The organism is Oceanobacillus salinisoli (assembly GCF_009733865.1).
Classification (GTDB): domain Bacteria; phylum Bacillota; class Bacilli; order Bacillales; family Amphibacillaceae; genus Oceanobacillus; species Oceanobacillus salinisoli.
The window spans coordinates 201,673-226,604 of record NZ_WOFB01000011.1; the positions used below are offsets into that span (position 1 = coordinate 201,673).

Here is a 24,932-nt window from a genome sequence, read left to right on the forward strand (position 1 = left end):
AACAAGCCTGTGTTATAATTAAACATAGTGAGGTGGAGTGTATTGGCTAAGACATTAATCGAAATTAAGCAAGGTCTTGAATGTCAAGTTGGAAGAAAGCTAAAATTAAAAGCCAACGGTGGAAGAAGAAAGACAATTGAACGACAGGGAATATTAGCGGAAACGTATCCTTCAGTCTTTATTGTTGAGTTGGATCAAGACGAGAATGCATTCGAACGTGTTTCTTACAGCTATGCAGACGTACTAACAGAAACTGTGGAAATTAATTTCTTAGAAGAACGAAATAAATCAATGATTTAATGATCAAACAGTGGACGATCCCAAGTCTGCTGTTTTTTTTCTACTCTTTTATTTTGGGCAATCATTAGTGGAATCATTCATATTGCAGTACTTAAAAATTTTACCTATTTTACAAACAATTGTTTGGTGTAAGGTATGGATTCATACATAAACTACGGTTGTCGTAATATTAACCTGAAAGGGGTTGTTCTTTCATGGCTGGACGTAGAGGGATTATGTCAAACCATATGAAAGAAGAAATTGCCAAAGAACTAGGATTTTACGACACGGTACAACAGGAAGGCTGGGGTGGCATCAAATCCAGGGATGCCGGCAACATGGTTAAACGAGCAATTGAGATAGCTGAACAAGGCATGGTAAAAAAAGGCAATCCTTAATAGGATTGCCTTTTTTTCACGTTAGGAAAGTATAAAATTTTAACATGAAGAGGATTCGACTTAGTTAAAATTTTAATGTACCAAGTATAAGAAAAACTAACACATTCGCTTAAGGACGAGCGAATGTGTTAGTTTTTCTAAACATTTGCCAGGAAAGTATAAAATTTCAGACGGGAAGTGGGGTTTGACGTCGCCAAAATGCATACGCCCTTTAACCAGTCGCCTTCACTTCTCAGATATGTTACAATTTGTTTATCTTTTGATGGTACAAGTAGGTGACGGTATGGCACTGATAGAAAAGGCGCCAGCAAAAATAAACTTATCACTGGACGTGTTAAGAAAACGTGAGGATGGGTTCCATGATGTGGAGATGATTATGACAACGATTGATTTGTCTGATCGTATTGAATTACATTCTCTGGATGAGGATAAAATTGAAATTTCCATGGAAAGCAGATATGTTCCAAATGATGAGCGGAATTTAGCATATAAAGCTGCCCATGCCTTTAAGAAAAAGTATGCAATTAAAACAGGTGTGCATATAGGGATAGAAAAAAATATACCTGTTTCTGCTGGTCTTGGTGGTGGAAGTACAGATGCAGCAGCCGTATTAAGAGGGTTAAATCGACTGTGGAACCTAAATATTCCATTGGATGAACTAGCGGTGCTAGGAGCAACCATTGGTGCAGATGTTTCGTTTTGTGTATATGGAAATACAGCAATAGCCAGGGGATATGGTGAGCAAATTGAAGTGCTGGCATCCCCACCACCATGTTGGGTAGTTTTAGCGAAACCGAATATAGGGGTCTCGACATGGACAATATTTAATCGTGTAAAGATTAATGAACTGTATCATCCAAATACAAAACGGGTAATGGAAGCACTTTATGAGAAAGACTTTCATAAACTTTGTCAGTATATGGGGAATTCACTTGAACCGATAACCTCATCTTTACACCCGGAAGTATCGCAAATAAAACAGGCAATGATGAATATTGGTGCACCAGGTGTTTTAATGAGTGGAAGTGGGCCTACTGTATATGGTTTAGTGGAACATGAAAATAAAGCAAGAAGAATTTATAACGGAATGCGTGGGTTTTGCGAAGAAGTATATTTAGTTCGGTTAATAGGATGAATATTTGCCTAAATACGTATAATGATGGTATATTAATATACAAATATACGGTTTTGAGGTGTAGCAATGAAAAGGAGTAACCGATTAGTTATTTTAACTGATTATTTCATGGAAAATCCAAGGAAGCATATACAATTACCATTTTTTGTAGAACTATGTGACACAACCAAATCCTCTATAAGTGAAGACCTGGATATTATCGATAATGTGTTCAAATCACAAGGGTTAGGATACTTAGAGAGAACAACAGGTGCAGGTGGTGGGGTCAAGTATATTCCTGAGGTTTCTGCCGAAAAAAGTTTAGACTTTGTTGAAAGCCTGCGCCAGAAACTAGAAGACCCAAGCCGTATTCTTCCAGGTGGATATCTATATATGAGTGATATTTTGGGCAATCCAAAATTAGTTAGGGAAATTGGACGTGTATTTGCATCACGCTTTTCTAAATTAAATATTGATACTGTGGTAACTGTTGCTACGAAGGGAATACCACTGGCATATGCGGTTGCCTCATTTCTAAATGTGCCTGTTGTTATTGTGAGAAGAGACCCGAAAGTAACGGAAGGTTCATCGGTCAGCATTAATTATGTTTCAGGGTCGTCACGTAAAATACAAACGATGGTCTTGCCAAAAAGAAGTCTTCAAGATGGTAGCAATGTATGTATTATTGATGACTTTATGAAAGCTGGCGGTACGATTAACGGAATGATCAGTTTACTGGCAGAGTTTAATGCGGATGTAAAGGCTATCGGCGTTTTAGCTGAAGCGGATGATGAAGAAGAAGAGCGGATTGTTACAGATTACACTTCATTGGTAAAGATATCCAATGTGGATTTATCGCATAAAAACATAGAAGTCCAAACTGGTAATTTCGCTTTAACATAGTTACTTATTTTGGTTCTTTTTGTATTTACCATTGCTTTTTTACGAATTAATATAAAATGCGACTTATTGAATAACTCCTATCGTCGTTCGTGCACTTGTCTAATGATGATTGGGTGCTTGCATTCGCTCCGGCAAAATACTTACAGTTCGTGGGCACGGCCTAAATCCTCATCAAAGAAAACCGGTGTGCCTGCGTCTTACAGCAATGCTTCGTAGTAGACTTCCTCGGCGTAAGGGAACGAAGAAAGTTACTCAAGTAGTACCCTAGCTACTAAGGTCTGGACACGTGTTTATTCCACAAAACAAGGAACGCTCGGAAGTCTTTCCAGAGCCAGAGTGCTATCCCTTACGCTGAGTTTTATATATTTGGTGATGGAAACAACCAACTTTTGGAAAATAAATTTATTTTGTTAACATTAAAAATGGTAGAGGCTAAAGGACTTATTTTATAAGGATTTTAGCCTATTTCTAATAGAGGATATTCAAAAAGTCCGGTGAAAAGGACGCATCGACAGAGGACCTTCTACTAAAATCGCCCACGTCCTTCAAAAAGAAAAGCACTTTTTCTACGTGCGATGTATCGCTGACGAAGTGTTCCTTGTCCTGTGGGCAACGTAGAAGTCACCACATCCTGTGGAAGCCCGCTTCAAAGCTTCGCCGCCTCGAACTTCTCGGTCCTTTTCATCCTCCTTTTTGAACACGCACTAATAATTAAATGCGACCTTTTGAAAAATATATAATTTTTTTTCTATTTTTAGCAGGAATTTTCATAGATTTGTTGAATAATGATAATAAGTTCAAAGGGAAAAGGTGGTGAGACATCATGGAAGTAACCGACGTAAGATTACGCCGCGTGAATACAGAGGGCAGAATGCGCGCTATTGCATCTATTACATTGGATCAGGAATTTGTTGTACACGATATCCGAGTTATTGACGGTAATAACGGATTGTTTGTGGCAATGCCATCCAAACGAACTCCTGACGGTGAATTCCGGGATATTGCACATCCAATCAATTCGGGAACACGTGCAAAAATTCAAGACGCAGTACTAGAGGAATACCACCGTGCTGGTGAAGCCGAAGTTGAATATGAAGAAGCTGGAGCTTCCTAATCATGATTAGCGAAAGGGGTCAAATCTTTAAAAAGGTTGGCCTTTTTTTTTGTAAGATAAGAAAGTATAAATTTGCGCTTTTCTTATTTAGGTCTCTGCTAGGTTCGCTCGCACTTTAGAGATTTTTAAGTTAACAACAACCTTTTAGAAAATATTCTTTTTCAAATAGGAGTTAAATCTAAATAAAACTAAAACTAGTATTTTCCAATTTAATCCATCTGCACCATTGTAAGCGGATTCATAGTAAAAGTAACCGGATATTAATGTGTTGAAATCATTACTGGTTTAGGATATATTTTATAAAGGATAAAAGTAATAATTGGAGGTTTCCTTATGACGAATCGGTATGCTGTTATATTGGCAGCAGGGCAAGGAACGAGAATGAAATCAAAACTTTATAAAGTATTACATCCTGTAATGGGTCGACCAATGGTTCAGCATGTTATAGACCAATTAAAGCCCTTACAGTTAGATGAAACAGTTACAATTGTGGGATTCGGAGCAGAAACTGTAAAAGAAACCCTTGGTAACCAAAGTAAATATGTCATTCAGGAAGAACAACTGGGAACAGGACATGCTGTACAACAAGCAGAAGAATTGCTAAAAAATAAAGAAGGAACGACAATTGTTGTTTGTGGTGATACACCTTTAATTACAAATGAAACATTTGAGGCTCTTTTTAAGCATCATGAGAAAGAAGGGGCAAGTGCAACCATACTTACAGCACAGGCAGATGATCCAACTGGATATGGCAGAGTGATTCGTAACGAAGAAAATGAAGTGGAACGAATCGTTGAACATAAGGATGCGAATGAGACAGAACTCCAAGTTGCAGAAATCAATACTGGTACATACTGTTTTGATAATCAGGCCCTTTTTTCAGCATTAAAAGAAGTTTCAAATGATAATGCACAAGGCGAGTATTATTTACCTGATGTTATTGAAATACTACGTGGGAAGCAGGAAAAAGTGACGGCCTTTATGACAGAGAATATTGAGGAAACGTTAGGTATAAATGATCGGGTTGCCTTAGCAAAAGCGGAGAAAATCTTTAAAAAACGCATTAATGAAAGGCATATGAGAAATGGAGTTTCGATTATAGACCCAGATAATACGTATATCCAATCTGAGGCTACTATTGAATCAGATGTTGTTATCCACCCAGGGTCAATCATTAAAGGGGCAACAATTATAAAGGAAAATGCAGAAATCGGTCCAAATAGCGAATTAGTAAATTGCGAAGTCGGAGAGGGTACAATTATTAAACATAGTGTTGCAAGTGAAAGCAAGATAGGTGACCGTGTTCAAATTGGCCCATTTGCTCATATTCGCCCTGAATCTGTTGTAGGACATGGAGCAAAAGTTGGTAATTTTGTTGAAATTAAGAAGACCGTAATGGGAGAAGGGAGCAAGGCTTCCCATCTAAGTTATTTAGGTGATGCAAATGTTGGAAGCAATGTGAACGTTGGATGTGGTACAATAACAGTAAACTATGATGGTACAAATAAATATTTGACCACAATAGAAGACGATGCGTTTATAGGCTGTAACTCTAATCTAATAGCACCGGTAACCATTGGTAAAGGTTCATACGTTGCTGCAGGTTCCACAATAACAGAGGATGTACCGTCTGATGCTTTGTCCGTTGCAAGAGCAAGACAAACGAATAAAGAAGGCTATGTAACAAAATTTAAAAATAGAAAAAGAGATTAACGGAGGGTTTAAATCCATGTCATCAAGCTACAACGATTCATCGTTGAAGGTGTTAACGCTAAATTCAAATCCTAAATTAGCAGAAGATATTGCCGAACATATTGGAGTAACTTTAGGAAAAAGTACGGTATCAAGATTCAGTGATGGAGAAATACAAATTAATATTGAAGAAAGTGTCCGAGGATGCGACGTGTATGTGATACAGTCAACAAGCGCTCCGGTTAATCAACATCTAATGGAATTATTAATTATGATTGATGCACTAAAACGTGCTTCTGCAAAGTCCATTAATATTGTCATGCCATACTATGGTTATGCAAGACAGGATCGAAAGGCTCGTTCACGTGAGCCGATTGCTGCAAAATTAGTAGCGGATTTAATTACAACAGCAGGGGCAAATCGCGTCATTACGCTTGATTTACATGCACCACAAATCCAAGGTTTCTTTGATATTCCGATTGACCATTTGCAAGGGGTTCCTATTTTATCCAATTATATCGAATCAAAGGGATTAGAGGATTTGATTATCGTTTCACCTGACCACGGGGGAGTTACCCGTGCCCGGAAAATGGCAGATCGTCTGAAAGCACCGATTGGAATTATTGATAAACGCAGACCTCGTCCAAACGTTGCGGAAGTCATGAATATTATCGGAAACATTGAAGGAAGGACTGCGATTTTAGTCGATGATATTATTGATACAGCAGGGACTATCACATTAGCTGCCAATGCATTAATTGAGAATGGTGCAAAAGACGTGTATGCATGCTGTACGCATCCAGTATTATCAGGGCCGGCTATTGAACGAATTCAAAACTCTAAAATTAAAGAATTGGTTGTCACGAATAGCATTCCACTTCCAGAAGAAAAAGAAATTGATAAAATAACAAAATTATCTGTCGCTCCACTTATTGGAGAAGCCATTATACGTGTTCATGAATTAGAATCTGTAAGTATCCTTTTCGATTAAAAATGTTTAGACTCGCTTAGTTAGGGGAATAAATGTATTGACTATATGCTCCATTGAATACAAATTTTAAAAGAGTGTCTGATATTCATCTATATGAAGCAGTTTCATTTATCATTCATTTAAGGATTAGTAAATTTTTGGAGGGTGATATAACATGTCAGTATCATTAAAGGCTACAAAGCGAGAAGATCTAACACGTTCGCATACAAGGGTTCTTAGAGAAGATGGAAAAGTTCCAGGTGTCGTATATGGGAAAAATAAAGAGGCACAGACGATTGCAGTAGATGCTATTGATTTAATTAAAGTAATTCGGGAGCAAGGGAAGAATGGAGTACTATCTTTGAATATTGATGCAGGTCAGACTGTAGAGGTTATGTTCCATGATTATCAGGTTGATCCTCTAAAAGACGATTTGGTTCATGTTGATTTCTACATAGTGAATATGTCAGAGGCAAGAGATGTTTCTGTTCCATTGAGACTGGAAGGAGAATCATCCAAAGGTGTCCTGCAGCAGCCGCTATTCGAAGTTCAAGTACGTGCCAAACCAAATGATATACCAGAGGAAATCACGGTAGATGTATCTGCACTTGAAATAGGAGAAAGTATTACCATTTCCGATATACCGATTACTGGTAATTATGAAGTATTGGATGACCCGGAAACGACCGTAGCTACTGTATTAGCACCTGCTGCAGAGGTATCAGAAGAACATGCAGATGAAGTGGAAGAGGCAGAAAAAGCAGAAGATGATCAGGAAAAAGAAGAATAAGTTAAAATAAAGAATAAGTTAAAATAAAGAATAAGAAAAGAAGAAATAACAACAAAACCCTCCTTCAAGAAAACTCTGGCATCATTTCTTAAGGGAGGGATTGTTGTATTATCTTTTTTCGATACTATATAATGAGGTTATTCAATGATATTTAATTTAATGAGAGACTGTTTTCCAAAAGATAGATTGCTTTTTTAGAATAATTTTATTCCGCAATTTAATATAAGCTCCGGCCTAGGTGATTGCTTTGTTGATTTCCGATCCGGGCAGTCGCTTTCCGCGGGCACGGCTTCAGCCTCTTCGGAAGAAAACCACTTCCTGTTCAGGTCTAGACACGTGCTTTTCCCGTAGGAGTCGACTGCCCTCCTGCTCCAAACCAGTTTAATTGTGGTTAACTAGGATAAGAATTGTAGCCAACTCTATGCAAGGAAGATAAAAGCACAAAACCAGCGGAGGAAATACACGGAGACTCCTGCGGGAACAGTGACCAGAGTGAGACCCCGCAGAACGTCAAATCGAGGAGGCTCACGGGTCGCCCTAAGGTGTGCGTAGTGTAATTTCCGTAGCGGTAAGTTAATGGTCCAATATTATTTAAAGTTAGTTTGCAGTTTATATCCATTATGTTACAACAAACTTTACGAAAAAAGCGTAAAGAAAAAAATAATAAAGGAAGCCGGGAAAAAATGAAATGTATTGTGGGATTAGGAAATCCGGGTAAGAAATATGAACAGACAAGACATAATGTAGGATTCATGGTCATTGACGAATTAGCCAGACGTTATAACTGGGATGTAAATAAGTCTAAATTCAAAGGGAATTTTGCCATCGAATATTTGGAAGGGGAAAAAGTCATTCTCCTAAAACCACAGACCTATATGAATCTTTCAGGTGAATCCATTCAGGCTGTAATGGGTTTTTATCATATTGATGTAGAAGATATCATAGTCATTTATGATGACCTGGATTTAACACCAGGCAAGATTCGGCTGCGTCAAAAAGGTGGCCACGGAGGTCATAATGGGGTTAGAAATACCATTGATCATTTAGGAACGAAAGACTTTAAACGGATCCGCATTGGTATCGGAAGACCTTCTTCCAACATACCAGTAATTGACTATGTTCTTGGCACTTTTCCAAAGGAAGTACAGGGAGAAATGCAGGATAGTATCAGTAAATCGGCTGATGCATGCGAATCTTGGCTTAAAGGTACACCGTTTTTAGAGGTCATGAATATGTATAATAATTAGTATGTCCAGTTGGCCATTTGTCCATGCAGATAAAGACAATGGAAGTCTGCAAGTATGTACGTACCATGTATATTATATTGCTTTTCGGATAAACTTTTTAATAAGTTTGGAATTGAATATCTGAGGAGGAATATATTGTGTCCATTGTCTATAAATGCAGACACTGCGGACAGGAGATAGGAAAGCTGGATAATCAGATTGTTGATACATCCACCTTAGGATTTAATCAACTATCCGTAAAGGAAAAGGAAGAAATGATACAATATCGCGATGATGGCGATATTCATGTGCAAACGATATGCGAAAGTTGTGAGGAAACATTAGGACAGCATCCGCAATATCATGAATTAGATTTCTTTATACAATAGGATACGCAAGAAAAGCTTTGGTAGAAGGCCAAAGCGTTTTTGCGCTTTGTAATGTAATAAGCGGGGGGTAACGATGAAAGGGATTAATCAGTATTTACAATCAAAAGAAGATATACAGTCTATTATCAATGGCATCACTAGCGGTATGAAGGAGCAGCTTGTAGCTGGTTTGTCCGGATCTGCTAGAAGTATGCTAGTTTCCGTCATTAATCAATCTATTACCAAACCTGTTTTATTGGTTACCCATCAACTTGTACATGCCCAGCAGCTGTACGATGATTTGGTGGAATTTGTCGGGGAGGACCATGTACATTTATACCCGGTTAATGAGTTAATTGCTTCTGAAATAGCATTTTCGAGTCCAGAACTTAGAAGTCAGCGGATTGAAGCATTAGCCGAATGGTCCAAAAATAAATCTGGAATTTTGTTAGCACCTGTTGCCGCATTAAAACGGATACTGCCCCCGCCAAGTTATTGGAGTAAGTACCAATTAAAATTTACGTTAGGTGAGGAAATCGATATTGAGAAGCACCTTGCCTTTTTAATAGAAATGGGATATGAACGGGTATCCATGGTTACGACACCAGGTGAATTTAGCAAACGTGGTGGAATTATTGATATTTATCCAATTACAGAGGAAAATCCAATTCGAATGGAATTATTCGATGAAGAAATAGATTCTATTCGCTTTTTTGATGCAGAAACACAACGATCGTTATCCAAGCAAAATGAAGTGGTAGTGAAACCAGCATCGGAATTATTGCTTACGGATGAGGATGTTCTTTCCGCTGCAGGCCGGTTGGAAGATGCCCTAGCGGTTTCATTGAAGAAAATGAAGAAGTCGGAAACAAAAGAACATTTAATTGAGGTAATAGAAGAAGATATCGGCCGTTTAAAAAATCTAGAGCGTTTCCAAGAGATGTATAAGTATATTGGATTTATGTATGATGAGCCTGCTAGTTTATTAGATTACCTAACACAGGATGGAGTCGTCGTGCTTGATGAAATGAACAGAATTCAAGAGACGGCAGAAAATTTGGATACAGAAGAAGCAGAATGGTACAGCAGCTTATTGGAAGCCGGAAAAATGGTTCAAAATAGTAGGTTTTCGTATGACTGGCAATCGGTGTTGGATTACATGACGCAGCAGCGATTGTATTTGTCTGTTTTTTTACGGCATATCCCTAATACAAATCCGCAAAATATTATAAATCTTTCTTCGAGAGCGATGCAGGAGTTTCACGGCCAGATGCATTTGTTTAAAAATGAATTGATCCGCTGGGAAAAAGGGGATTTTTCGGTCGTTATTCTAGCACCAAACGAGAAGCGAGCTGAAAAGATTCATTCCATCTTCATGGATTATGATATGGAGGCAGTCGTCACGAAAGAATTACAGTTACCTGTAGACAAACCAACGATTGCAGTTGGGAATATAAGTAGCGGTATTGAACTTCCTATGCATAAATTGGTCATCGTCACGGAAAATGAGTTATTTAAAAAACGGGTAAAACGGCCAAGAAAACAGCAAAAGGTGTCGAATGCCGAGCGAATTAAAAGCTATCAGGAATTAAAAGTCGGGGACTATGTTGTCCATGCCAATCATGGAGTAGGGAAATATTTAGGCATTGAAACACTAAAATTAAATGATCTGCATAAAGACTTTATGCTTATTCGCTATTCCGGTGACGATAAATTATATGTTCCAATTGACCAAATCGACTTAGTACAGAAATATGTTGGGTCAGAGGGGAAAGAGCCGAAACTATATAAATTAGGCGGGACAGAATGGAAAAAGGTTAAACGGAAAGTCCAATCAAGTGTAGAAGATATTGCGGATGAATTAATTAGGCTTTACGCCGAACGAGAAGCAAGAAAAGGCTATGCATTCTCCGAAGATACGGAAATGCAGCGTGAATTTGAAGCTTCATTCCCATACCAGGAAACAGAAGATCAATTAAGGTGTATTGTGGAAATCAAAGAAGATATGGAAAAAGAACGCCCAATGGACCGCCTGCTATGTGGAGATGTTGGTTATGGGAAAACAGAAGTTGCCATCCGTGCTGCTTTTAAAGCGATTATGGATGGAAAACAGGTAGCCCTTTTAGTGCCAACTACAATATTGGCTCAACAGCATTATGAGACGATTCGTGAGAGATTTCAGGATTATCCAATAAATATTGGTTTATTAAGTAGGTTTAGAACAAAGAAACAGCAAACCGAAACCCTTCATGGAATTAAAAAGGGAACGATGGATATCGTAATCGGAACCCATCGTCTTTTGTCGAAGGATGTCCAATTTCGTGATTTAGGTCTGTTAATTGTAGACGAAGAACAACGCTTTGGGGTAAAACATAAGGAAAAAATAAAGAAAATGAAATCAAATGTCGATGTTCTTACGTTAACAGCAACCCCGATTCCAAGGACATTGCATATGTCGATGCTTGGTGTACGGGATTTATCTGTTATCGAAACACCACCAGAGAATCGTTTTCCGATTCAAACGTATGTGATGGAATATAATCCAATCCTTGTAAGAGAGGCAATTGAGCGGGAAATGGCCCGTGGCGGCCAGGTTTTCTTCTTATATAACCGAGTAGAAAATATTGATAAAGTGGCCCGGGACCTTGGTATGCTTGTCCCGGAAGCTAGGGTCGGTATAGCACATGGGAAGATGAGTGAAACCGAACTGGAAAACGTTATTGTGAGCTTTCTGGAAGGGGAATTTGATGTACTGGTTAGTACGACCATTATTGAAACGGGTGTTGATATTCCGAATGTAAATACATTAATTGTGAGTAATGCTGATCGTATGGGATTAAGTCAGCTTTATCAGCTGCGCGGTCGTGTAGGACGTTCCAATCGGGTTGCATATGCGTACTTTACGTATCAGAAAGATAAAGTATTAACCGAAGTAGCTGAAAAGAGACTTCAGGCGATAAAGGAATTTACAGAGTTAGGTTCCGGTTTTAAAATTGCCATGCGTGATTTGTCGATTCGAGGAGCGGGAAACTTATTAGGATCCCAGCAGCATGGATTTATTGATTCGGTTGGGTATGACATGTATTCACAAATGTTAAAAGAAGCAATTGAAGCCCGAAAAGAAGGCAAAGAAGTAGAAGAAATTAGTCCATTTGAAACCGAATTAAATCTTAAATTGGATGCATATATACCTGATGAGTATATTAGAGACGAAAAACAAAAAATTGAGATTTATAAACATTTCCGTTCCCTGGAGTCAGATGAAGAAATAAATGAACTGAAAGAGGAATTAATTGACCGGTATGGTGATTATCCAGTTGAAATAGAAAATTTATTTATTGTATCCTCACTGAAAATGTATGCCAAAAAGGACAAAGTGGAGTCGATCTCGGAAAAGCCGAATAAATTAGTCCTTCTTGTTGACGAAGGTCGAAGTCAGCAGATCGATGGGTCGAAATTGTTTGAGTTAGCCAATGAATTCGGGAGAAATGTGCAACTCGGGACGGAAAATAATAAATTGAAAATTTCGTTTAAATTCTCTAATAACAAGTCAGAACGCTATAAAACAGTGGAAGAATTCATAAAAAAATTAGCTGCAGTGGATAGAAATGGCTAAAAAATTGGTAGGTTATGTATACTTCTTCCTGAGTTGTCTTATACTAAAAGCACACCTGGTGATTATTAGACATCCCGAGAAATTTTTACACTTCAGGAAAGCATTATTATTGTTAAGAGGCTTTTCGGCGAAGTAAAGGTTGTGAAGTACTCAGTATCACTGGAACTGAGGTATTCGCTAAAGAAATAGTAAAAAAATATTGATTTTTTTACTAAGAAAAAGGCGGAAGCAAGTGTAATCATCATAGAAAGTGAGGATACTGAAATGAAAGCTACAGGTATTGTACGTAGAATTGATGATTTAGGAAGAGTGGTCATTCCTAAAGAAATCAGAAGAACTCTTCGTATACGTGAAGGTGACCCATTGGAGATTTTCGTCGACAGAGAAGGCGAAGTTATCTTGAAAAAATATTCACCGATTAATGAACTAGGACACTTTGCAAAAGAGTATGCTGAAGCACTTTTTGATTCACTCCATTTTCCAATTTTAATTTGTGACCGTGATGAAGTAATAGCGGTTGCAGGTGAATCAAAAAAAGATTACTTAAACAAAAATATTAGTTCAAAAATAACCCAAACAATTGAAAATCGCTCTACTGTATTTGAAACAGAAGCAAATACATTAGAGATTCTTGATGGAAATGAACTAGAAATTGATTCTTATTGCATTAGTCCAATTATTGCAAATGGAGATCCGATTGGATGTGTGCTAATCTTTGCTAAAGATGGGAATAAGCTAACCAATGTGGAGCAAAAATCGGCAGAAACGGCATCAGGCTTTTTAGCGAAGCAAATGGAGTAAAGTCGCATGATCATAAGCAAAAATCAGCAATAAGTCTGATTTTTGCTTATTTTTAACACTTAGAGAAGTATAACATTTTAGTAAGAAGTGGATTCGGTGCAACTAACAATATAAATGTTCAAAGTATTTTTAAAAATGGAGCATCCACTAAAAGGTGAGTGAATGTGGTTTTTCTAAACTGTTATTTCCTTTAAGTGCGTGTTCAAATAGGAGGATGAAAAGGACCGAAAAGTTCGAGGCGGTGAAGATTTGAATAGCGGAACGTATGTAGTTAATACGTGAGCAACGTAGAAGGTCCTCTGTCGATGTGTCATTTTCACCGGACTTTTTGAACATCCTCTTTAAGTTTTATCCACCCGAAAACTCCTAGTCGTCCATCATATCTATGCTATAATGAGGTGGATATGATGAGAAAAGTGAAGGTACCTGTTGGTAAAAGTCTGGTGAGCCAATGCAACAGTAAAGGTGCTTGAATAGGACACCGAAAAGGACGTTAGTAATGGAAGAACATGAAACCAATCGGCTGGTGAAAGGGGCGTTAATCCTAACATTAGCTGGATTGATTAGTAAAATCTTAAGTGCGGGGTATCGTATTCCACTGCAGAATTTAACAGGGGATGTCGGTTTTTATATTTATCAGCAGGTGTATCCCATTTTAGGAACAGCTATGATGCTTTCTTTATATGGTTTTCCGCAAGCCATCTCTAAAATGGTTATCGATTTGGACAAAGATGGGAAAAAGCGATCCTTTTCCAATTTTTATGTTCCTGTTTTTTCTATATTGTTATTCATAAACGGTACTCTCTTCTTTTTATTATGGTTTAACGCAGAAGCGCTAGCCATTTGGGTTGGTGACAGAAGCTTAACAGATACATACCGATATGCTGCTTATGTGTTTCTGCTTGTTCCTTTTACGTCGTTACTGCGTGGTGTGTTTCAAGGGAATCTTTATATGAAACCAACTGCCTATTCCCAAATAGCCGAACAATTGATTCGGGTCTTCCTTATTATTTCAGCTGCTGTACTGGCAGCTAATCATGTACTGGGTTTATATGAAATTGGGAAAGCTGCTTCTTTAGCATCTATTGCTGGTGGAATAACCGCCATTATCATTCTATTTGTATTTTTTAGGATAAAAAAACCTTTTTCCATGGAAAAACAGAAGGTTCCATGGAATTATTTTGTGAAAACATTGATGGTGTTAGGCTTGGTTGCCGCATTAAATCATATGGTTTTATTAGTCATTCAGTTAGCAGATGCCTTCACCCTTATTCCCGGTTTGATGGACTTTGGGTTATCCAAAATAGAAGCAATGGAAGCAAAGGGGATTTTCGATAGAGGACAACCTTTAATTCAATTAGGAACCGTATTAGGTTCTTCTTTCACGCTTGCAGTTGTTCCATCTATCTCAAAGGAAAAATTACGTGAGCATCAGAGCGAATTTTATTTTTACATAAGAAGTGCGTTATTATTCAGTTTCTACTTGGCTATTGCAGCAACTATTGGTCTTATTGTTATTTTTCCGGAAACGAATATATTGCTGTTTCAGGATGATAAAGGAACAGCAGATCTGCAAATCCTTGTATTGTCTGTATTTCTATCCTCTCTGGCAATTACAGCTTCTTCCATATTACAAGGTTTAGGGTACATTAAACGAACCGCGGCTTTTATCTTGATTGCTTTTTTTGCAAAATGGATGCTAAATCAGCTGTTCGTACCGCTATTTGGCATAACAGGTGGTGCTGCTGCAACGGTAATAAGTTTATTAGGCCTTCTTATTATCGTCATGATAGAAGTAAAGCGGAAGCTGCCCGAGCTTTGTTTCTTTAAGTATATTGACTGGAGAGCACTGATCAAATCTTCCCTTTGGATGATCACGTATATTGTGCTTATCGATATATTGATTCCTGATCAGCTGATTACATCACGTTTGCATTTATTAGGATATGTTTTATTTGTTGTTGTAACGGGTGCCTGTATTTTTGGAGTGAGTTTGTTAAGAGGCCAAGTGTTCACAGAAAGGGAGCTGTCCTTATTGCCTTATGCTTTCTTGTTTATTCGAATCCATAAAGGGAGGTTATAGATGATGGGTAAAATTGAAATTATTGGTTTAGGTGCTGGTGATATAAACCAATTATCGCTAGGACTTTATAAAAAGTTAACAGGGGAAACGACTAAGATTTATACCCGCACACTGGATCACCCGGTAATTACTGCATTAATGGAAGAAGGAATAAACTTTCAATCCTTTGATAAAATATATGAGCAAGAGGATGCTTTTGAAGCGGTGTATCATCGCATTGTTTCTGCACTAGTAGAGGATGCGAAAAAGTCAACTAAAAAACTGATTTATACGGTTCCTGGTCATCCGATGCTTGCGGAGAGAACGGTTCAATTACTGCTGGAACAAACTGATGTAGAAGTGGACATTGCAGGCGGACAAAGTTATTTGGATGATTTATTTACGGCATTGAAAATTGACCCTATTGATGGTTTCCAATTTGTTGATGGGACATCCTTTAAACGAAGCCAGCTACAGTACCGCCAGCATATTATTTTTTGCCAGGTATATGATCAGTTTGTTGCATCTGAAGTAAAACTTGCTCTTTTGGAAGATTTGCCTGCTGATTATCAGGTTACGATTGTAGAGGCCGCCGGAACCAATCATGAGGTATTAAAAATCGTTCCATTAGAAGAATTGGATCACCAGATAGATATGAGCAATTTAACCAGTGTTTATGTACCACCTGTACCGAGCAATCTATTAAATCATACTTTTTCTAATTTAAGAGAAGTCATGAGAAGATTAAGAGCTCCTGATGGTTGCCCATGGGACAGAGAGCAAACACATGAGTCGCTGAGAGAACATTCGATTGAAGAAGTATATGAGTTAATTGAAGCGATTGATAACAAGGATGATGAAGGCATTATCGAGGAATTGGGCGACCTACTTATGCATGTAATGCTCCATAGTCAAATTGGGGAAGATGATGGTTATTTTACGGTGGACGATGTGATTCGAGGGATTACTAATAAGATGATTTATCGCCATCCCCATGTTTTTAGCGATGTATCGGTGAACTCCTCTGATGAAGTGAATCGAAAATGGGAAGAACTGAAGAAGCAAGAAAAAGGAGATAAGCGAAAATCGATCCTGGATGGAGTACCTAAGCCACTTCCTTCATTAGCAAAAGCCTATAAACTGCAGAAGAAGGCTGCAAAGGTAGGGTTTGACTGGGATGACGTTTCAGATATATGGAGTAAATTGGATGAAGAGCTAACAGAGGTGAAAGAAGCCATTAATACGAAAGAGAAGTTGGAGATAGAAAAGGAATTTGGGGATGTATTGTTTGTACTCGCAAATCTATCAAGGTACTATACCATTCATCCGGAAGTTGCACTTGAGCTAACCAATCAAAAGTTTATTAGCCGGTTTACTTTTATAGAAGAAAAACTAAAAGAAGCAGGAAGAGATATAAATGATGCCACATTAGAAGAAATGGATGATTATTGGAATCAAGCAAAAGAAAGAGAGTGATGATATGCGGCTGGATAAATTTCTTAAAGTATCAAGAATCATTAAGCGCCGGACGTTAGCGAAAGAAGTTGCTGAACAGGGGCGGATTACGATAAATGGTAATCAGGCAAAAGCTTCATCAATGCTGTCTCAAGGGGATGAACTGACCATTCAATTTGGGCAAAAGAAGGTTACATATAAGGTTAATGACCTGCGGGAAATCGTTAAAAAAGATGAAGCAGAGACACTTTATACGATTGTTAAAGAAGAGAAAATTTAACGGTTCTAAACGAATGGAAAAAACAGCGGAGTGGAATGTTTCGCTTGTAACGGATTTTTTAACCATTCTCTTATAAGATTACGGTTCTATACTTGTCCCTCCTTTCATACTATTAATAGTGATAAGGAGGGCATTTTAAATGAACTATTATGATAATAAAGAAAATGTAACACGGGCACAAGCAGATCATTTCGTGAAATTAAACAATCGGAGAAATTTGGAAATTACAGGAGTGAAAGAAGTAGACAGTTTTGATAATGAAGAGTTCTTACTGGAGACAGTAATGGGATATTTAATCGTTCGCGGCCAAAATCTACAGCTTAAGAATCTGGATGTAGGCGAAGGGATTGTAACCATTAAAGGTAAAATCTATGAGCTTTCCTATGTAGATGATCAAGGACAGGAGAAAGCTAAAGGATTCTTTAGCAAGTTATTTAGATGACGCTTAGCGTTCAGTTTTTAACGATGATATCTATGGTGGCAAGCGGCTTTTACTTAGGAATGATACTCGATACCTTTCGTCGTTTCACACCATATTGGAAGCATAATATTTTCCTAACCTATTTCATGGAAATATGCTTTTGGCTCATGCAAACGATTATATTGTTTTATGTTTTATTTCAAGTGAATTCAGGAGAAATAAGGTTTTACGTCTTCGTTGCATGTTTACTTGGCTTTTCTATTTATCAAGCACTCGCTCAAAATGTATATAAGCGTTTACTAGAGTATATGATACGAATAATTGCTTCCGTATATCGTTTTTGCAGAAGAGTGGTACAAGTTCTTATTATTTCCCCCATTACGTGGCTTTTTACTTTAATTATAACAATCATTTTAGGTACGGTTCGTATATTGTGGAAGATAATTTTATTTATAACAAAGCTTCTAATCACTCCTATTAGATGGATACTACAGATGATCTATCGTATACTTCCAAAAAGTTTTCAAAATTTTTTAAAGCAAATAGCAGGATTTTATAGTAAAATAAAGAATATATTAATCAAATGGGCGAAGTATATGAACTCAAAGAGGAGGTAGAAGCTTTGTCTTCTCGGAAAAAAAACGTTGCAAAAATAGACTCAAGCTATATGGAGCAGTATGATGTATACATAGAAAGACAAAAGAGAAAAAAGAAACGGTTAATTCGCCGCTTAGTTTTATTTTCTATTGTTACTATGATTATATTTGGGAGCATGGCTGGATACCATATTAAACAGCGAATACTTCATGCTGAGAAACTGGAACAATATGAACAACTGGAAAAGGAATTAGCCGAGTTAAAAGAAGAAGAAAGCAATTTAAACGAAGAAATTGAGTTGCTTAATAATGAGGACTATGTTTTAGATATTGCGAGGACGAATTATTTCTTCTCAAAGGAAGGGGAGCTTATTTTTACCATTCCTGATGAGGAACCGGCTTATTGACACTTTTTCATAAGATTAATATACTATAAATGAGCTTATCGGAGGTTAAGGAGTAAGTTATACCCCAAAAAGAAGATTAAGGGGGGGGAATTTACCCTATAGCCGATTCGTTCAATTAATTTTCAGTTGGGATGGAAAAGAATCTTAAAATGAGTGTTCAAAAATTTTTTGAACAACATCTTAAACTGAAGCAATTTTTACTTTATCTAATCTTTTAAGGAGGAGCATTTTTTTTATGTCAATTGAAGTAGGCAGCAAGCTGCAAGGAAAGGTAACAGGAATCACTAATTTTGGAGCATTTGTTGAACTTGAAAAAGGAAAAACAGGTCTTGTTCATATTAGTGAGGTTGCCGACAATTATGTAAAAGACATTAACGACCATTTAAAAGTCGGTGATGAAGTCGAGGTAAAAGTCATTAATGTCGAAAAGGATGGCAAGATTGGTCTGTCCATTAAGAAAGCAAAAGATCGTCCTGCCCGTCCGAAAGTGAAGAAGGAACGCCAGGAGAATTTCGAAGCTAAGATGAGTCGCTTCCTCAAAGATTCTGAAGATCGTTTAGCCTCTTTGAAGAAGCACACCGAATCCAAACGTGGAGGTCGAGGTGCTAAGAGAGGCTAGCAGTTGCTGTCTATAATTGTAGCTAATGCTCTGGAATATACGAAAAAAGCAGGTATCTGTTCACCTAACAGATACCTGCTTTTTCGCTAATTCAATGTTGTTTTCTTTATATATACTCCTGCATAACTTGAAATGATAGTTTTGCACGTTTTAACCGCTCCGGAAATACACTACGCGCACCTTAGGGCGGCTGGTGAGCCTCCTCGTGCTGTCTTCTTTAGGGGTCTCACCGATGCCTCTTTTCCCGCAGGAGTCTCCGTGTATTTCCTCCGCTAGTGTTGTGCTATTCAACCTTCTATCTGAGTTTTGCTAATCGATGTTTGATTGGATTAAAAAACAATTTTTGTAAGCACCCTATCATCATTAGGACAAGCGAGAGCAACACGATAGGAATTATTCAATTTGTGATGATAAAAAAGCAACAAAGCTTACGAAAGAACCTAAAGCACAAAAAAATGGCTACCAGCAGAGTCAGTGGTAACCGTTTTTTTATATGCTTATAAAGTGATAGCGGCGGAGGGAGTCGAACCCACGACCTCACGGGTATGAACCGTACGCTCTCGCCAGCTGAGCTACGCCGCCAAATAGTCAACAGAACTTATAATACAACAGCGGACAAATTCTGTCAATAGAAATAAAGAAGTTAGAAATTTATGTTTTATTTTTCCTGTATAGCACGTTCCAGACCTGATTAGCGGCGATCTTTCCTTAATGAGGCTTTAGGCCGTGCCCACGAACCGTGAGTATTCTACCGGAGCGAATGCATGCACGTATCATCATCAGAACATACAGGAGCATCACGTTAGGAATTTTCATTGGTTCTCAGTTTATCACGTGATTAACTGGCTGTAAGCCCCCCACTTCAAGAATTCGAGATGCCTCAAGAATTATAAGTGGGGGACTAACAGCCAGTAAACTCCTGATTCGTTCATCTAACAATCAGTGGGGGTTGGAAAAAAAACCCCACTGATTGAAGATTCACTTTATATCAAATGCGACATACAATTTCCATTTAAAAAGCGACCATCTTTTAGAAAACAGCCTGTCCTAAAAAAATTGTATAAATGTCAAAACGGATTTAGAGGATTATACGTATTTCGTCATATCACACTGGGATTCGCCAAAGAATCGAATATAAATGATTGGATTTGAAAGGGAATGAAGCTATACAAAATGAGTGATTTATTGGAGACGTAAAATATTTAAACCGTAACAGCTGCTTGTCACCGTGTTTTTTATAATGCTTGTTGAATTTTGCTTTTTATTTAGAAAGTAGTCGAACGATTTTTTGGACTTGCACCGATGTTTTGACAAAAAAAATTAGCATAGTGTGGTTTACTTATTTGAAAAGATAGGAGTGGATAATATGATGGGTTCTATTCCAAAGATGGAGACGAGCGGATTTGGTGTAAAAAAAAATAAACAAGTTGGAAAACTACGTAGCAATCTTTCTTTAAAGTTTAATGTCATTTTATTTGAAAAGGGCTGGTTATTTTTTATCGTCGGATTTTTGTTGGGGCGGGCCGTGATCTTATCTGAGGTTTCCCCATTTGCCGTTGCATTTATTGCAACAATTTGGTTCGTGGATCGGGCAAAAACATTTCATACGATGCTTGCTGTTCTTGTTGGATCTGTCAGCTTTTCACTGACACATAGTTTATTTACCATCACGGCACTGACAGTATTTATTTTTCTGGCTGCATTATTTAAAAACAAGAAGAATCAGCAAATCCTTGTGCCTTTGTTTGTATTCCTGTCTACTGCTTTATCACGAATATTTTTATATTCACTCAATAGTCAATTAACCTCGTATGAGTGGATGCTATTAGCAGTTGAAGGTGTACTAGGTACTGTCTTAGTATTAATCTTTATGCAAAGTATTCCATTAATATCACCAAAAAGGTATAAATCCACGTTAAAAAATGAGGAAATTGTTTGTATGATTATTCTCATTGCCTCGATTTTGACAGGAACGATTGGCTGGGAGATTTATAATGCTTCCATTGAGCAGGTATTTTCACGTTATTTTGTTTTATTGTTTGCCTTTATAGGAGGGGCTGCGATTGGTTCAACGGTTGGTGTTGTTGCAGGATTAATTTTGTCACTGGCAAATGTAGCTAATTTGTTTCAAATGAGCCTTTTGGCATTCTCAGGGTTGTTGGGAGGTCTGTTAAAAGAGGGGAATAAGGTCGGTGTCGGCATTGGACTATTGGTAGGTACGTTTTTAATTGGTATTTATGGAAGTACAGCAGAGTTAGTTCCATCTCTTATGGAATCATTAGTGGCCATTACTTTATTTTTTCTAACCCCTGCAGCATGGTTTAGTAAAATTTCGCGATATATACCAGGTACAGAGGAATATACGAACGAACAAGAAAGATATTTGCAAAAGGTACGAAATGTAACAGCAAAACGTGTAGAGCAATTTTCCGGTGTGTTTGGTGCGCTGGCGAAAAGTTTTGATACGACAGAAATTTATGCAGTGGATGAAAGCGAGAAAAAGAAAGAGACGGATTATTTTCTTTCTCAAGTGACAGAACGAACATGTCAGTCCTGTTTTATGAAAGACCGCTGCTGGCAAAAAGAGTTTGACACAACGTATTCCCTGATGGAGGAAATGAAAGATGATATAGAAGGAGGGAATGGCCCCAATCATAAAGTGATGAGAGAGTTTGAAAACCACTGTGTAAAATCAAAAAAAGTAGTGGATGTCATGAAAGAAGAGATAACCTTTTTTGAAGCGAACCGTAAATTAAAACAGCAGGTAATGGAGAGTAAGCGTTTGGTTGCTGACCAGCTGCAAGGTGTATCAGAAGTTATGGGAGACTTTGCAAAGGAAATTTTAAAAGAAAGACAACATCATGAAATACAGGAGAACCAAATTATTCAAGCATTAAAACATATGGGAATTGAACTGGAGAAATTAGACATTTTTTCATTGGAAAAAGGAAATGTAGACATTGAAATGACCGCATCCTTCTATAGTTACCATGGAGAGGGAGCAAAGCTAATTGCACCGGTTTTGTCTGACATTTTAGATGAAATGATTGTGATTAAACAAGAGGAAATATCGCCATTTCCAAATGGGACAAGCTATTTAGCTTTTGGGTCTGCCAAGGAGTATGTCGTTTCTACTGGTGCCGCAAATGCCGCAAAAGGCGGTGGTATTATATCCGGAGACAGTTTCACAACAATTGAGCTGGGAGCAGGTAAGTACGCGATGGCAATCAGTGATGGGATGGGGAATGGAAAGCGTGCTCGTGAAGAAAGTGTGGAAACACTTCGATTGCTTCAGCAAATTTTACAAACCGGAATACCCGAAAAAGTGGCAATCAAATCGATTAATTCGATTTTGTCTTTACGTACAACTGATGAAATGTTTGCAACACTGGATCTTGCCGTCATTGATTTGCATAATGCATTTGTACAATTTCTTAAGATTGGCTCTACACCAAGCTTCATTAAAAGAGGGGATGATGTCATAAAGGTGGAGGCAAGTAATTTACCAATCGGTATTATACAGGAATTTGATGTAGATATTGTCAGTGAACAACTGCTTTCTGAAGACTTATTAATAATGATGAGTGACGGAATATTTGATGGGCCGATGCATATTGAGAACACAGATGTATGGATGAGGAGAAAGCTTCAGGAAATAACAACGGATGACCCCCAGGAAATTGCTGATCTTCTGCTCGAGGAGGTCATTCGAACGAAATCAGGAGAAATTGACGATGATATGACCGTCCTCGTTTCCAAGGTTACAAAAAATCAGCCGAAATGGGCAGCCGTCCCTATATATCGTGACAAAGCATTATAAAGGAGCGAGTTTATGTTGATGCATTCTATCATAACTAATTTTATATTTGCTATTGTATATCTTCTTTACTGGAAACAGATAAGTATGTCTATTCCATTTCAATTACAACATCTATTAAAGATAGAAATAGGGAGGAAGGGGATTGTTCAAGAAAAAGGGAGGAGAAGTTTTCTCTATGGAAAAAATGTTTATGCAGTGGGAAATGGAAATGTTATAGAGGGGAGATGGCAACCGACAAATGCTACAGCTAGAGGGAGTCCGAATAGATTGCTAGTCTCTTCCCGTGCTTAGGACAGTAATTTTATGTATAAAATCTCCTTTTTATGTCGATGATGCTAGTGGAATAAAAGGAGGTTTTCGGTTTGAAAAAAGGGACGCTCAAACAGATTTTATTAATAACAGACGGTTGCTCTAACAAGGGAGAAGATCCTGCTGGAGTTGCAGCCCTTGCATATCAGCAAGGGATTACTGTCAATGTCATAGGAATCCTCGATGATGATCAAACGGAAGATGCAGAGGGCCTTCGGGAAGTAGAAGATATTGCACTTTCTGGTGGTGGTGTAAGTCAAATTGTTTATCGCGAAACGCTATCCCAAACGGTACAAATGGTAACAAGGCAAGCAATGACACAAACGATACAGGGATTTGTAAATAAAGAGCTAAAGCAAATTTTAGGTTCAAACCAATCATTGGAAGATGTGGAACCGGAAAAACGTGGAGAGATTATGGAAGTGGTGGAAGATTTAGGGGAAACGAGTGATTTGGAAGTCGTCGTATTGGTAGACACAAGTGCGAGTATGCATGAAAAACTTCCAACCGTGAAAGAATCTTTAATTGATCTTTCTATTAGTCTTAATTCCCGAATTGGAAAAAACCGTTTTTGTATTTTTAGTTTTCCTGGAAAACGGAAGGATATACAAAAAGTATTAGACTGGTCCCCACAATTAAATTCCATATCAGAAGTATTCCCGAAATTAACAAGTGGTGGGATTACCCCAACTGGTCCAGCATTACGGGAAGCGATGTATCAATTCGGTAAGAAGAGCCTATTAAGGAGCTTTAGAAATGAAAATGAATCAGACGTGGAAGAAACAGGATATTGATTTTAAGCCTGGAACACAAATAACCGGAAAATGGCACAAAAAGCAATATAAAATTAAGAGGAAACTCGGAAAAGGTGCAATAGGGACCGTTTATTTATGCGAATCCGGCGGAAAACTGGCTGCTCTAAAGATTAGTGATAAGGGCACATCGATGACGGTAGAAGTGAATGTATTAAAATCGTTGCAACAGGTCCAAGGGAGTAGACTTGGGCCTTATTTATTGGATGTCGATGACTGGGTATCCCCTTATGGAGTCACGTATTCCTTTTATGTGATGGAATATTTAAAAGGGGAATCTATGTCTCTTTTTATTAAAAGCCATGGAAATGTATGGGTTGGAGTATTCTTGCTTCAACTGCTGGAAGATTTAGAAAAACTGCATCAATCAGGCTGGGTTTTTGGAGATTTAAAGTTAGATAATTTGATGGTTTTATCTTCACCAACAAGAGTCAGGTGGGTGGATGTCGGGGGGACGACACAAAAAGGGAGAGCAATTAAAGAGTATACAGAATTCTATGACAGAGGCTATTGGGGGTTGGGAACGAGAAAAGCAGAGCCTAGCTATGATTTGTTTGCACTTGTAATGGTTTTTTTAAATATCTATTATCCAAGGAGATTTGAAAGAGTCCCACAATCTGAAAAATTATTGTATAAGAAGATAGACAATGTAAAGCCATTAGAACCTTATCGAAATCCGTTAAAAAAAGCAATTGCAGGAAAATATCAGTCTAGCGCGGAAATGAAAAGGGATGTCGTTAAGATTCTCTATCAGGTACAAAACAAAAGCAGAATAAAAAAGAAATCCAATCAAAAAGTTTCGAATATACCTTTTTACATAGAAATCGGGGGCATTTCCGTTATAGCATTAGGATATTATCTTATATCCCTGCTATTCTAA

At 37.8% G+C, this 24,932-nt stretch carries 23 protein-coding genes and 1 tRNA gene; 23 read left to right on the forward strand and 1 reads right to left on the reverse strand.

The window, feature by feature from the left end; all coding sequences use genetic code 11:
* The first annotated feature begins 42 nt into the window (after positions 1–42).
* The 19 genes from veg (at position 43) to GMJ66_RS09085 (ending at position 19,111) form a co-directional block, all read left to right on the forward strand.
* Positions 43–300, forward strand: a complete 258-nt coding sequence (gene veg, locus GMJ66_RS08995) for a biofilm formation stimulator Veg (RefSeq protein WP_156289984.1) — start codon at positions 43–45, stop codon at positions 298–300.
* A 194-nt stretch (positions 301–494) separates the two neighbouring features.
* A complete protein-coding gene (locus GMJ66_RS09000) occupies positions 495–677 on the forward strand; it encodes a small, acid-soluble spore protein, alpha/beta type (protein ID WP_156289985.1) in 183 nt (60 codons plus the stop codon).
* Positions 678–960: 283 nt separating this feature from the next.
* On the forward strand, positions 961–1,812 hold the full coding sequence (ispE, locus tag GMJ66_RS09005) for a 4-(cytidine 5'-diphospho)-2-C-methyl-D-erythritol kinase (protein ID WP_156289986.1): 852 nt from the start codon (positions 961–963) through the stop codon (positions 1,810–1,812).
* A gap of 66 nt (positions 1,813–1,878) precedes the next feature.
* A complete protein-coding gene (purR, locus tag GMJ66_RS09010; RefSeq protein ID WP_156289987.1) occupies positions 1,879–2,694 on the forward strand; it encodes a pur operon repressor in 816 nt (271 codons plus the stop codon).
* Positions 2,695–3,517: 823 nt separating this feature from the next.
* On the forward strand, positions 3,518–3,808 hold the full coding sequence (spoVG, locus tag GMJ66_RS09015) for a septation regulator SpoVG (protein WP_026680175.1): 291 nt from the start codon (positions 3,518–3,520) through the stop codon (positions 3,806–3,808).
* Between the two features lie 333 nt (positions 3,809–4,141).
* The gene (glmU, locus tag GMJ66_RS09020) at positions 4,142–5,521 is read left to right on the forward strand and encodes a bifunctional UDP-N-acetylglucosamine diphosphorylase/glucosamine-1-phosphate N-acetyltransferase GlmU (protein ID WP_156289988.1); all 1,380 of its coding nucleotides are present in this window, start codon (positions 4,142–4,144) and stop codon (positions 5,519–5,521) included.
* Between the two features lie 16 nt (positions 5,522–5,537).
* Positions 5,538–6,491, forward strand: coding sequence for a ribose-phosphate diphosphokinase (locus GMJ66_RS09025; protein WP_156289989.1), 954 nt, complete (start codon positions 5,538–5,540; stop codon positions 6,489–6,491).
* A gap of 154 nt (positions 6,492–6,645) precedes the next feature.
* On the forward strand, positions 6,646–7,260 hold the full coding sequence (locus GMJ66_RS09030) for a 50S ribosomal protein L25/general stress protein Ctc (RefSeq protein WP_156289990.1): 615 nt from the start codon (positions 6,646–6,648) through the stop codon (positions 7,258–7,260).
* Positions 7,261–7,943: 683 nt separating this feature from the next.
* The gene (gene pth / locus GMJ66_RS09035) at positions 7,944–8,507 is read left to right on the forward strand and encodes an aminoacyl-tRNA hydrolase (RefSeq protein WP_156289991.1); all 564 of its coding nucleotides are present in this window, start codon (positions 7,944–7,946) and stop codon (positions 8,505–8,507) included.
* Between the two features lie 137 nt (positions 8,508–8,644).
* Entirely contained in the window at positions 8,645–8,875 is a 231-nt protein-coding gene (locus tag GMJ66_RS09040) for an anti-sigma-F factor Fin family protein (protein ID WP_156289992.1), read from the forward strand.
* 73 nt (positions 8,876–8,948) lie between these two features.
* On the forward strand, positions 8,949–12,470 hold the full coding sequence (gene mfd, locus GMJ66_RS09045; protein ID WP_156289993.1) for a transcription-repair coupling factor: 3,522 nt from the start codon (positions 8,949–8,951) through the stop codon (positions 12,468–12,470).
* Positions 12,471–12,734: 264 nt separating this feature from the next.
* Entirely contained in the window at positions 12,735–13,271 is a 537-nt protein-coding gene (gene spoVT, locus GMJ66_RS09050; protein ID WP_156289994.1) for a stage V sporulation protein T, read from the forward strand.
* Positions 13,272–13,770: 499 nt separating this feature from the next.
* Complete coding sequence (locus GMJ66_RS09055) at positions 13,771–15,354, forward strand: putative polysaccharide biosynthesis protein (RefSeq protein WP_156289995.1); 1,584 nt, start codon at positions 13,771–13,773, stop codon at positions 15,352–15,354.
* 3 nt (positions 15,355–15,357) lie between these two features.
* Positions 15,358–16,809, forward strand: coding sequence for a bifunctional methyltransferase/pyrophosphohydrolase YabN (gene yabN / locus GMJ66_RS09060; RefSeq protein ID WP_156289996.1), 1,452 nt, complete (start codon positions 15,358–15,360; stop codon positions 16,807–16,809).
* 4 nt (positions 16,810–16,813) lie between these two features.
* Positions 16,814–17,068, forward strand: a complete 255-nt coding sequence (locus GMJ66_RS09065) for an RNA-binding S4 domain-containing protein (protein ID WP_156290027.1) — start codon at positions 16,814–16,816, stop codon at positions 17,066–17,068.
* 139 nt (positions 17,069–17,207) lie between these two features.
* Positions 17,208–17,510 (forward strand): sporulation protein YabP, encoded by a 303-nt coding sequence (yabP, locus tag GMJ66_RS09070; protein WP_156289997.1) that lies wholly within the window; start codon positions 17,208–17,210, stop codon positions 17,508–17,510.
* The gene (gene yabQ / locus GMJ66_RS09075) at positions 17,507–18,106 is read left to right on the forward strand and encodes a spore cortex biosynthesis protein YabQ (protein WP_156289998.1); all 600 of its coding nucleotides are present in this window, start codon (positions 17,507–17,509) and stop codon (positions 18,104–18,106) included. The genes yabP and yabQ overlap by 4 nt, the downstream gene beginning before the upstream one ends.
* 5 nt (positions 18,107–18,111) lie before the next feature.
* Positions 18,112–18,492, forward strand: a complete 381-nt coding sequence (locus GMJ66_RS09080) for an FtsB family cell division protein (RefSeq protein WP_156289999.1) — start codon at positions 18,112–18,114, stop codon at positions 18,490–18,492.
* A gap of 235 nt (positions 18,493–18,727) precedes the next feature.
* A complete protein-coding gene (locus GMJ66_RS09085; RefSeq protein WP_156290000.1) occupies positions 18,728–19,111 on the forward strand; it encodes a S1 domain-containing RNA-binding protein in 384 nt (127 codons plus the stop codon).
* A 508-nt stretch (positions 19,112–19,619) separates the two neighbouring features.
* Here the strand turns inward: GMJ66_RS09085 and GMJ66_RS09090 are convergent.
* A tRNA-Met gene (locus GMJ66_RS09090) sits at positions 19,620–19,693 on the reverse strand.
* 784 nt (positions 19,694–20,477) lie between these two features.
* On the opposite strand from GMJ66_RS09090, the gene spoIIE reads away from it, so the two are divergent.
* The 4 genes from spoIIE to GMJ66_RS09110 all read left to right on the forward strand — a co-directional run bounded on the left by spoIIE (position 20,478) and on the right by GMJ66_RS09110 (position 24,932).
* Positions 20,478–22,931, forward strand: coding sequence for a stage II sporulation protein E (gene spoIIE, locus GMJ66_RS09095; protein ID WP_156290001.1), 2,454 nt, complete (start codon positions 20,478–20,480; stop codon positions 22,929–22,931).
* A 12-nt stretch (positions 22,932–22,943) separates the two neighbouring features.
* Positions 22,944–23,222 carry a hypothetical protein gene (locus GMJ66_RS09100; protein WP_156290002.1) on the forward strand — a complete coding sequence of 93 codons (279 nt, stop codon included), beginning with the start codon at positions 22,944–22,946 and terminating at the stop codon, positions 23,220–23,222.
* Between the two features lie 71 nt (positions 23,223–23,293).
* Complete coding sequence (locus tag GMJ66_RS09105; protein WP_156290003.1) at positions 23,294–24,034, forward strand: VWA domain-containing protein; 741 nt, start codon at positions 23,294–23,296, stop codon at positions 24,032–24,034.
* Positions 23,997–24,932, forward strand: coding sequence for a protein kinase domain-containing protein (locus tag GMJ66_RS09110; RefSeq protein ID WP_156290004.1), 936 nt, complete (start codon positions 23,997–23,999; stop codon positions 24,930–24,932). Before GMJ66_RS09105 ends, GMJ66_RS09110 begins: the two co-directional genes overlap by 38 nt.

Bases quoted from the DNA above. Each gene is read 5' to 3' on its own strand.
- mfd (WP_156289993.1), top strand. From the start codon at position 8,949: ATGAAAGGGATTAATCAGTATTTACAATCAAAAGAAGATATACAGTCT.
- GMJ66_RS09000 (WP_156289985.1), top strand. From the start codon at position 495: ATGGCTGGACGTAGAGGGATTATGTCAAACCATATGAAAGAAGAAATT.
- GMJ66_RS09100 (WP_156290002.1), top strand. From the start codon at position 22,944: ATGTTGATGCATTCTATCATAACTAATTTTATATTTGCTATTGTATAT.
- GMJ66_RS09065 (WP_156290027.1), top strand. From the start codon at position 16,814: ATGCGGCTGGATAAATTTCTTAAAGTATCAAGAATCATTAAGCGCCGG.
- glmU (WP_156289988.1), top strand. From the start codon at position 4,142: ATGACGAATCGGTATGCTGTTATATTGGCAGCAGGGCAAGGAACGAGA.
- spoVG (WP_026680175.1), top strand. From the start codon at position 3,518: ATGGAAGTAACCGACGTAAGATTACGCCGCGTGAATACAGAGGGCAGA.
- pth (WP_156289991.1), top strand. From the start codon at position 7,944: ATGAAATGTATTGTGGGATTAGGAAATCCGGGTAAGAAATATGAACAG.
- spoIIE (WP_156290001.1), top strand. From the start codon at position 20,478: ATGATGGGTTCTATTCCAAAGATGGAGACGAGCGGATTTGGTGTAAAA.
- ispE (WP_156289986.1), top strand. From the start codon at position 961: ATGGCACTGATAGAAAAGGCGCCAGCAAAAATAAACTTATCACTGGAC.
- GMJ66_RS09085 (WP_156290000.1), top strand. From the start codon at position 18,728: ATGTCAATTGAAGTAGGCAGCAAGCTGCAAGGAAAGGTAACAGGAATC.
- GMJ66_RS09025 (WP_156289989.1), top strand. From the start codon at position 5,538: ATGTCATCAAGCTACAACGATTCATCGTTGAAGGTGTTAACGCTAAAT.
- purR (WP_156289987.1), top strand. From the start codon at position 1,879: ATGAAAAGGAGTAACCGATTAGTTATTTTAACTGATTATTTCATGGAA.
- GMJ66_RS09055 (WP_156289995.1), top strand. From the start codon at position 13,771: ATGGAAGAACATGAAACCAATCGGCTGGTGAAAGGGGCGTTAATCCTA.
- GMJ66_RS09030 (WP_156289990.1), top strand. From the start codon at position 6,646: ATGTCAGTATCATTAAAGGCTACAAAGCGAGAAGATCTAACACGTTCG.
- spoVT (WP_156289994.1), top strand. From the start codon at position 12,735: ATGAAAGCTACAGGTATTGTACGTAGAATTGATGATTTAGGAAGAGTG.
- yabN (WP_156289996.1), top strand. From the start codon at position 15,358: ATGGGTAAAATTGAAATTATTGGTTTAGGTGCTGGTGATATAAACCAA.
- yabQ (WP_156289998.1), top strand. From the start codon at position 17,507: ATGACGCTTAGCGTTCAGTTTTTAACGATGATATCTATGGTGGCAAGC.
- GMJ66_RS09110 (WP_156290004.1), top strand. From the start codon at position 23,997: ATGAAAATGAATCAGACGTGGAAGAAACAGGATATTGATTTTAAGCCT.
- yabP (WP_156289997.1), top strand. From the start codon at position 17,208: ATGAACTATTATGATAATAAAGAAAATGTAACACGGGCACAAGCAGAT.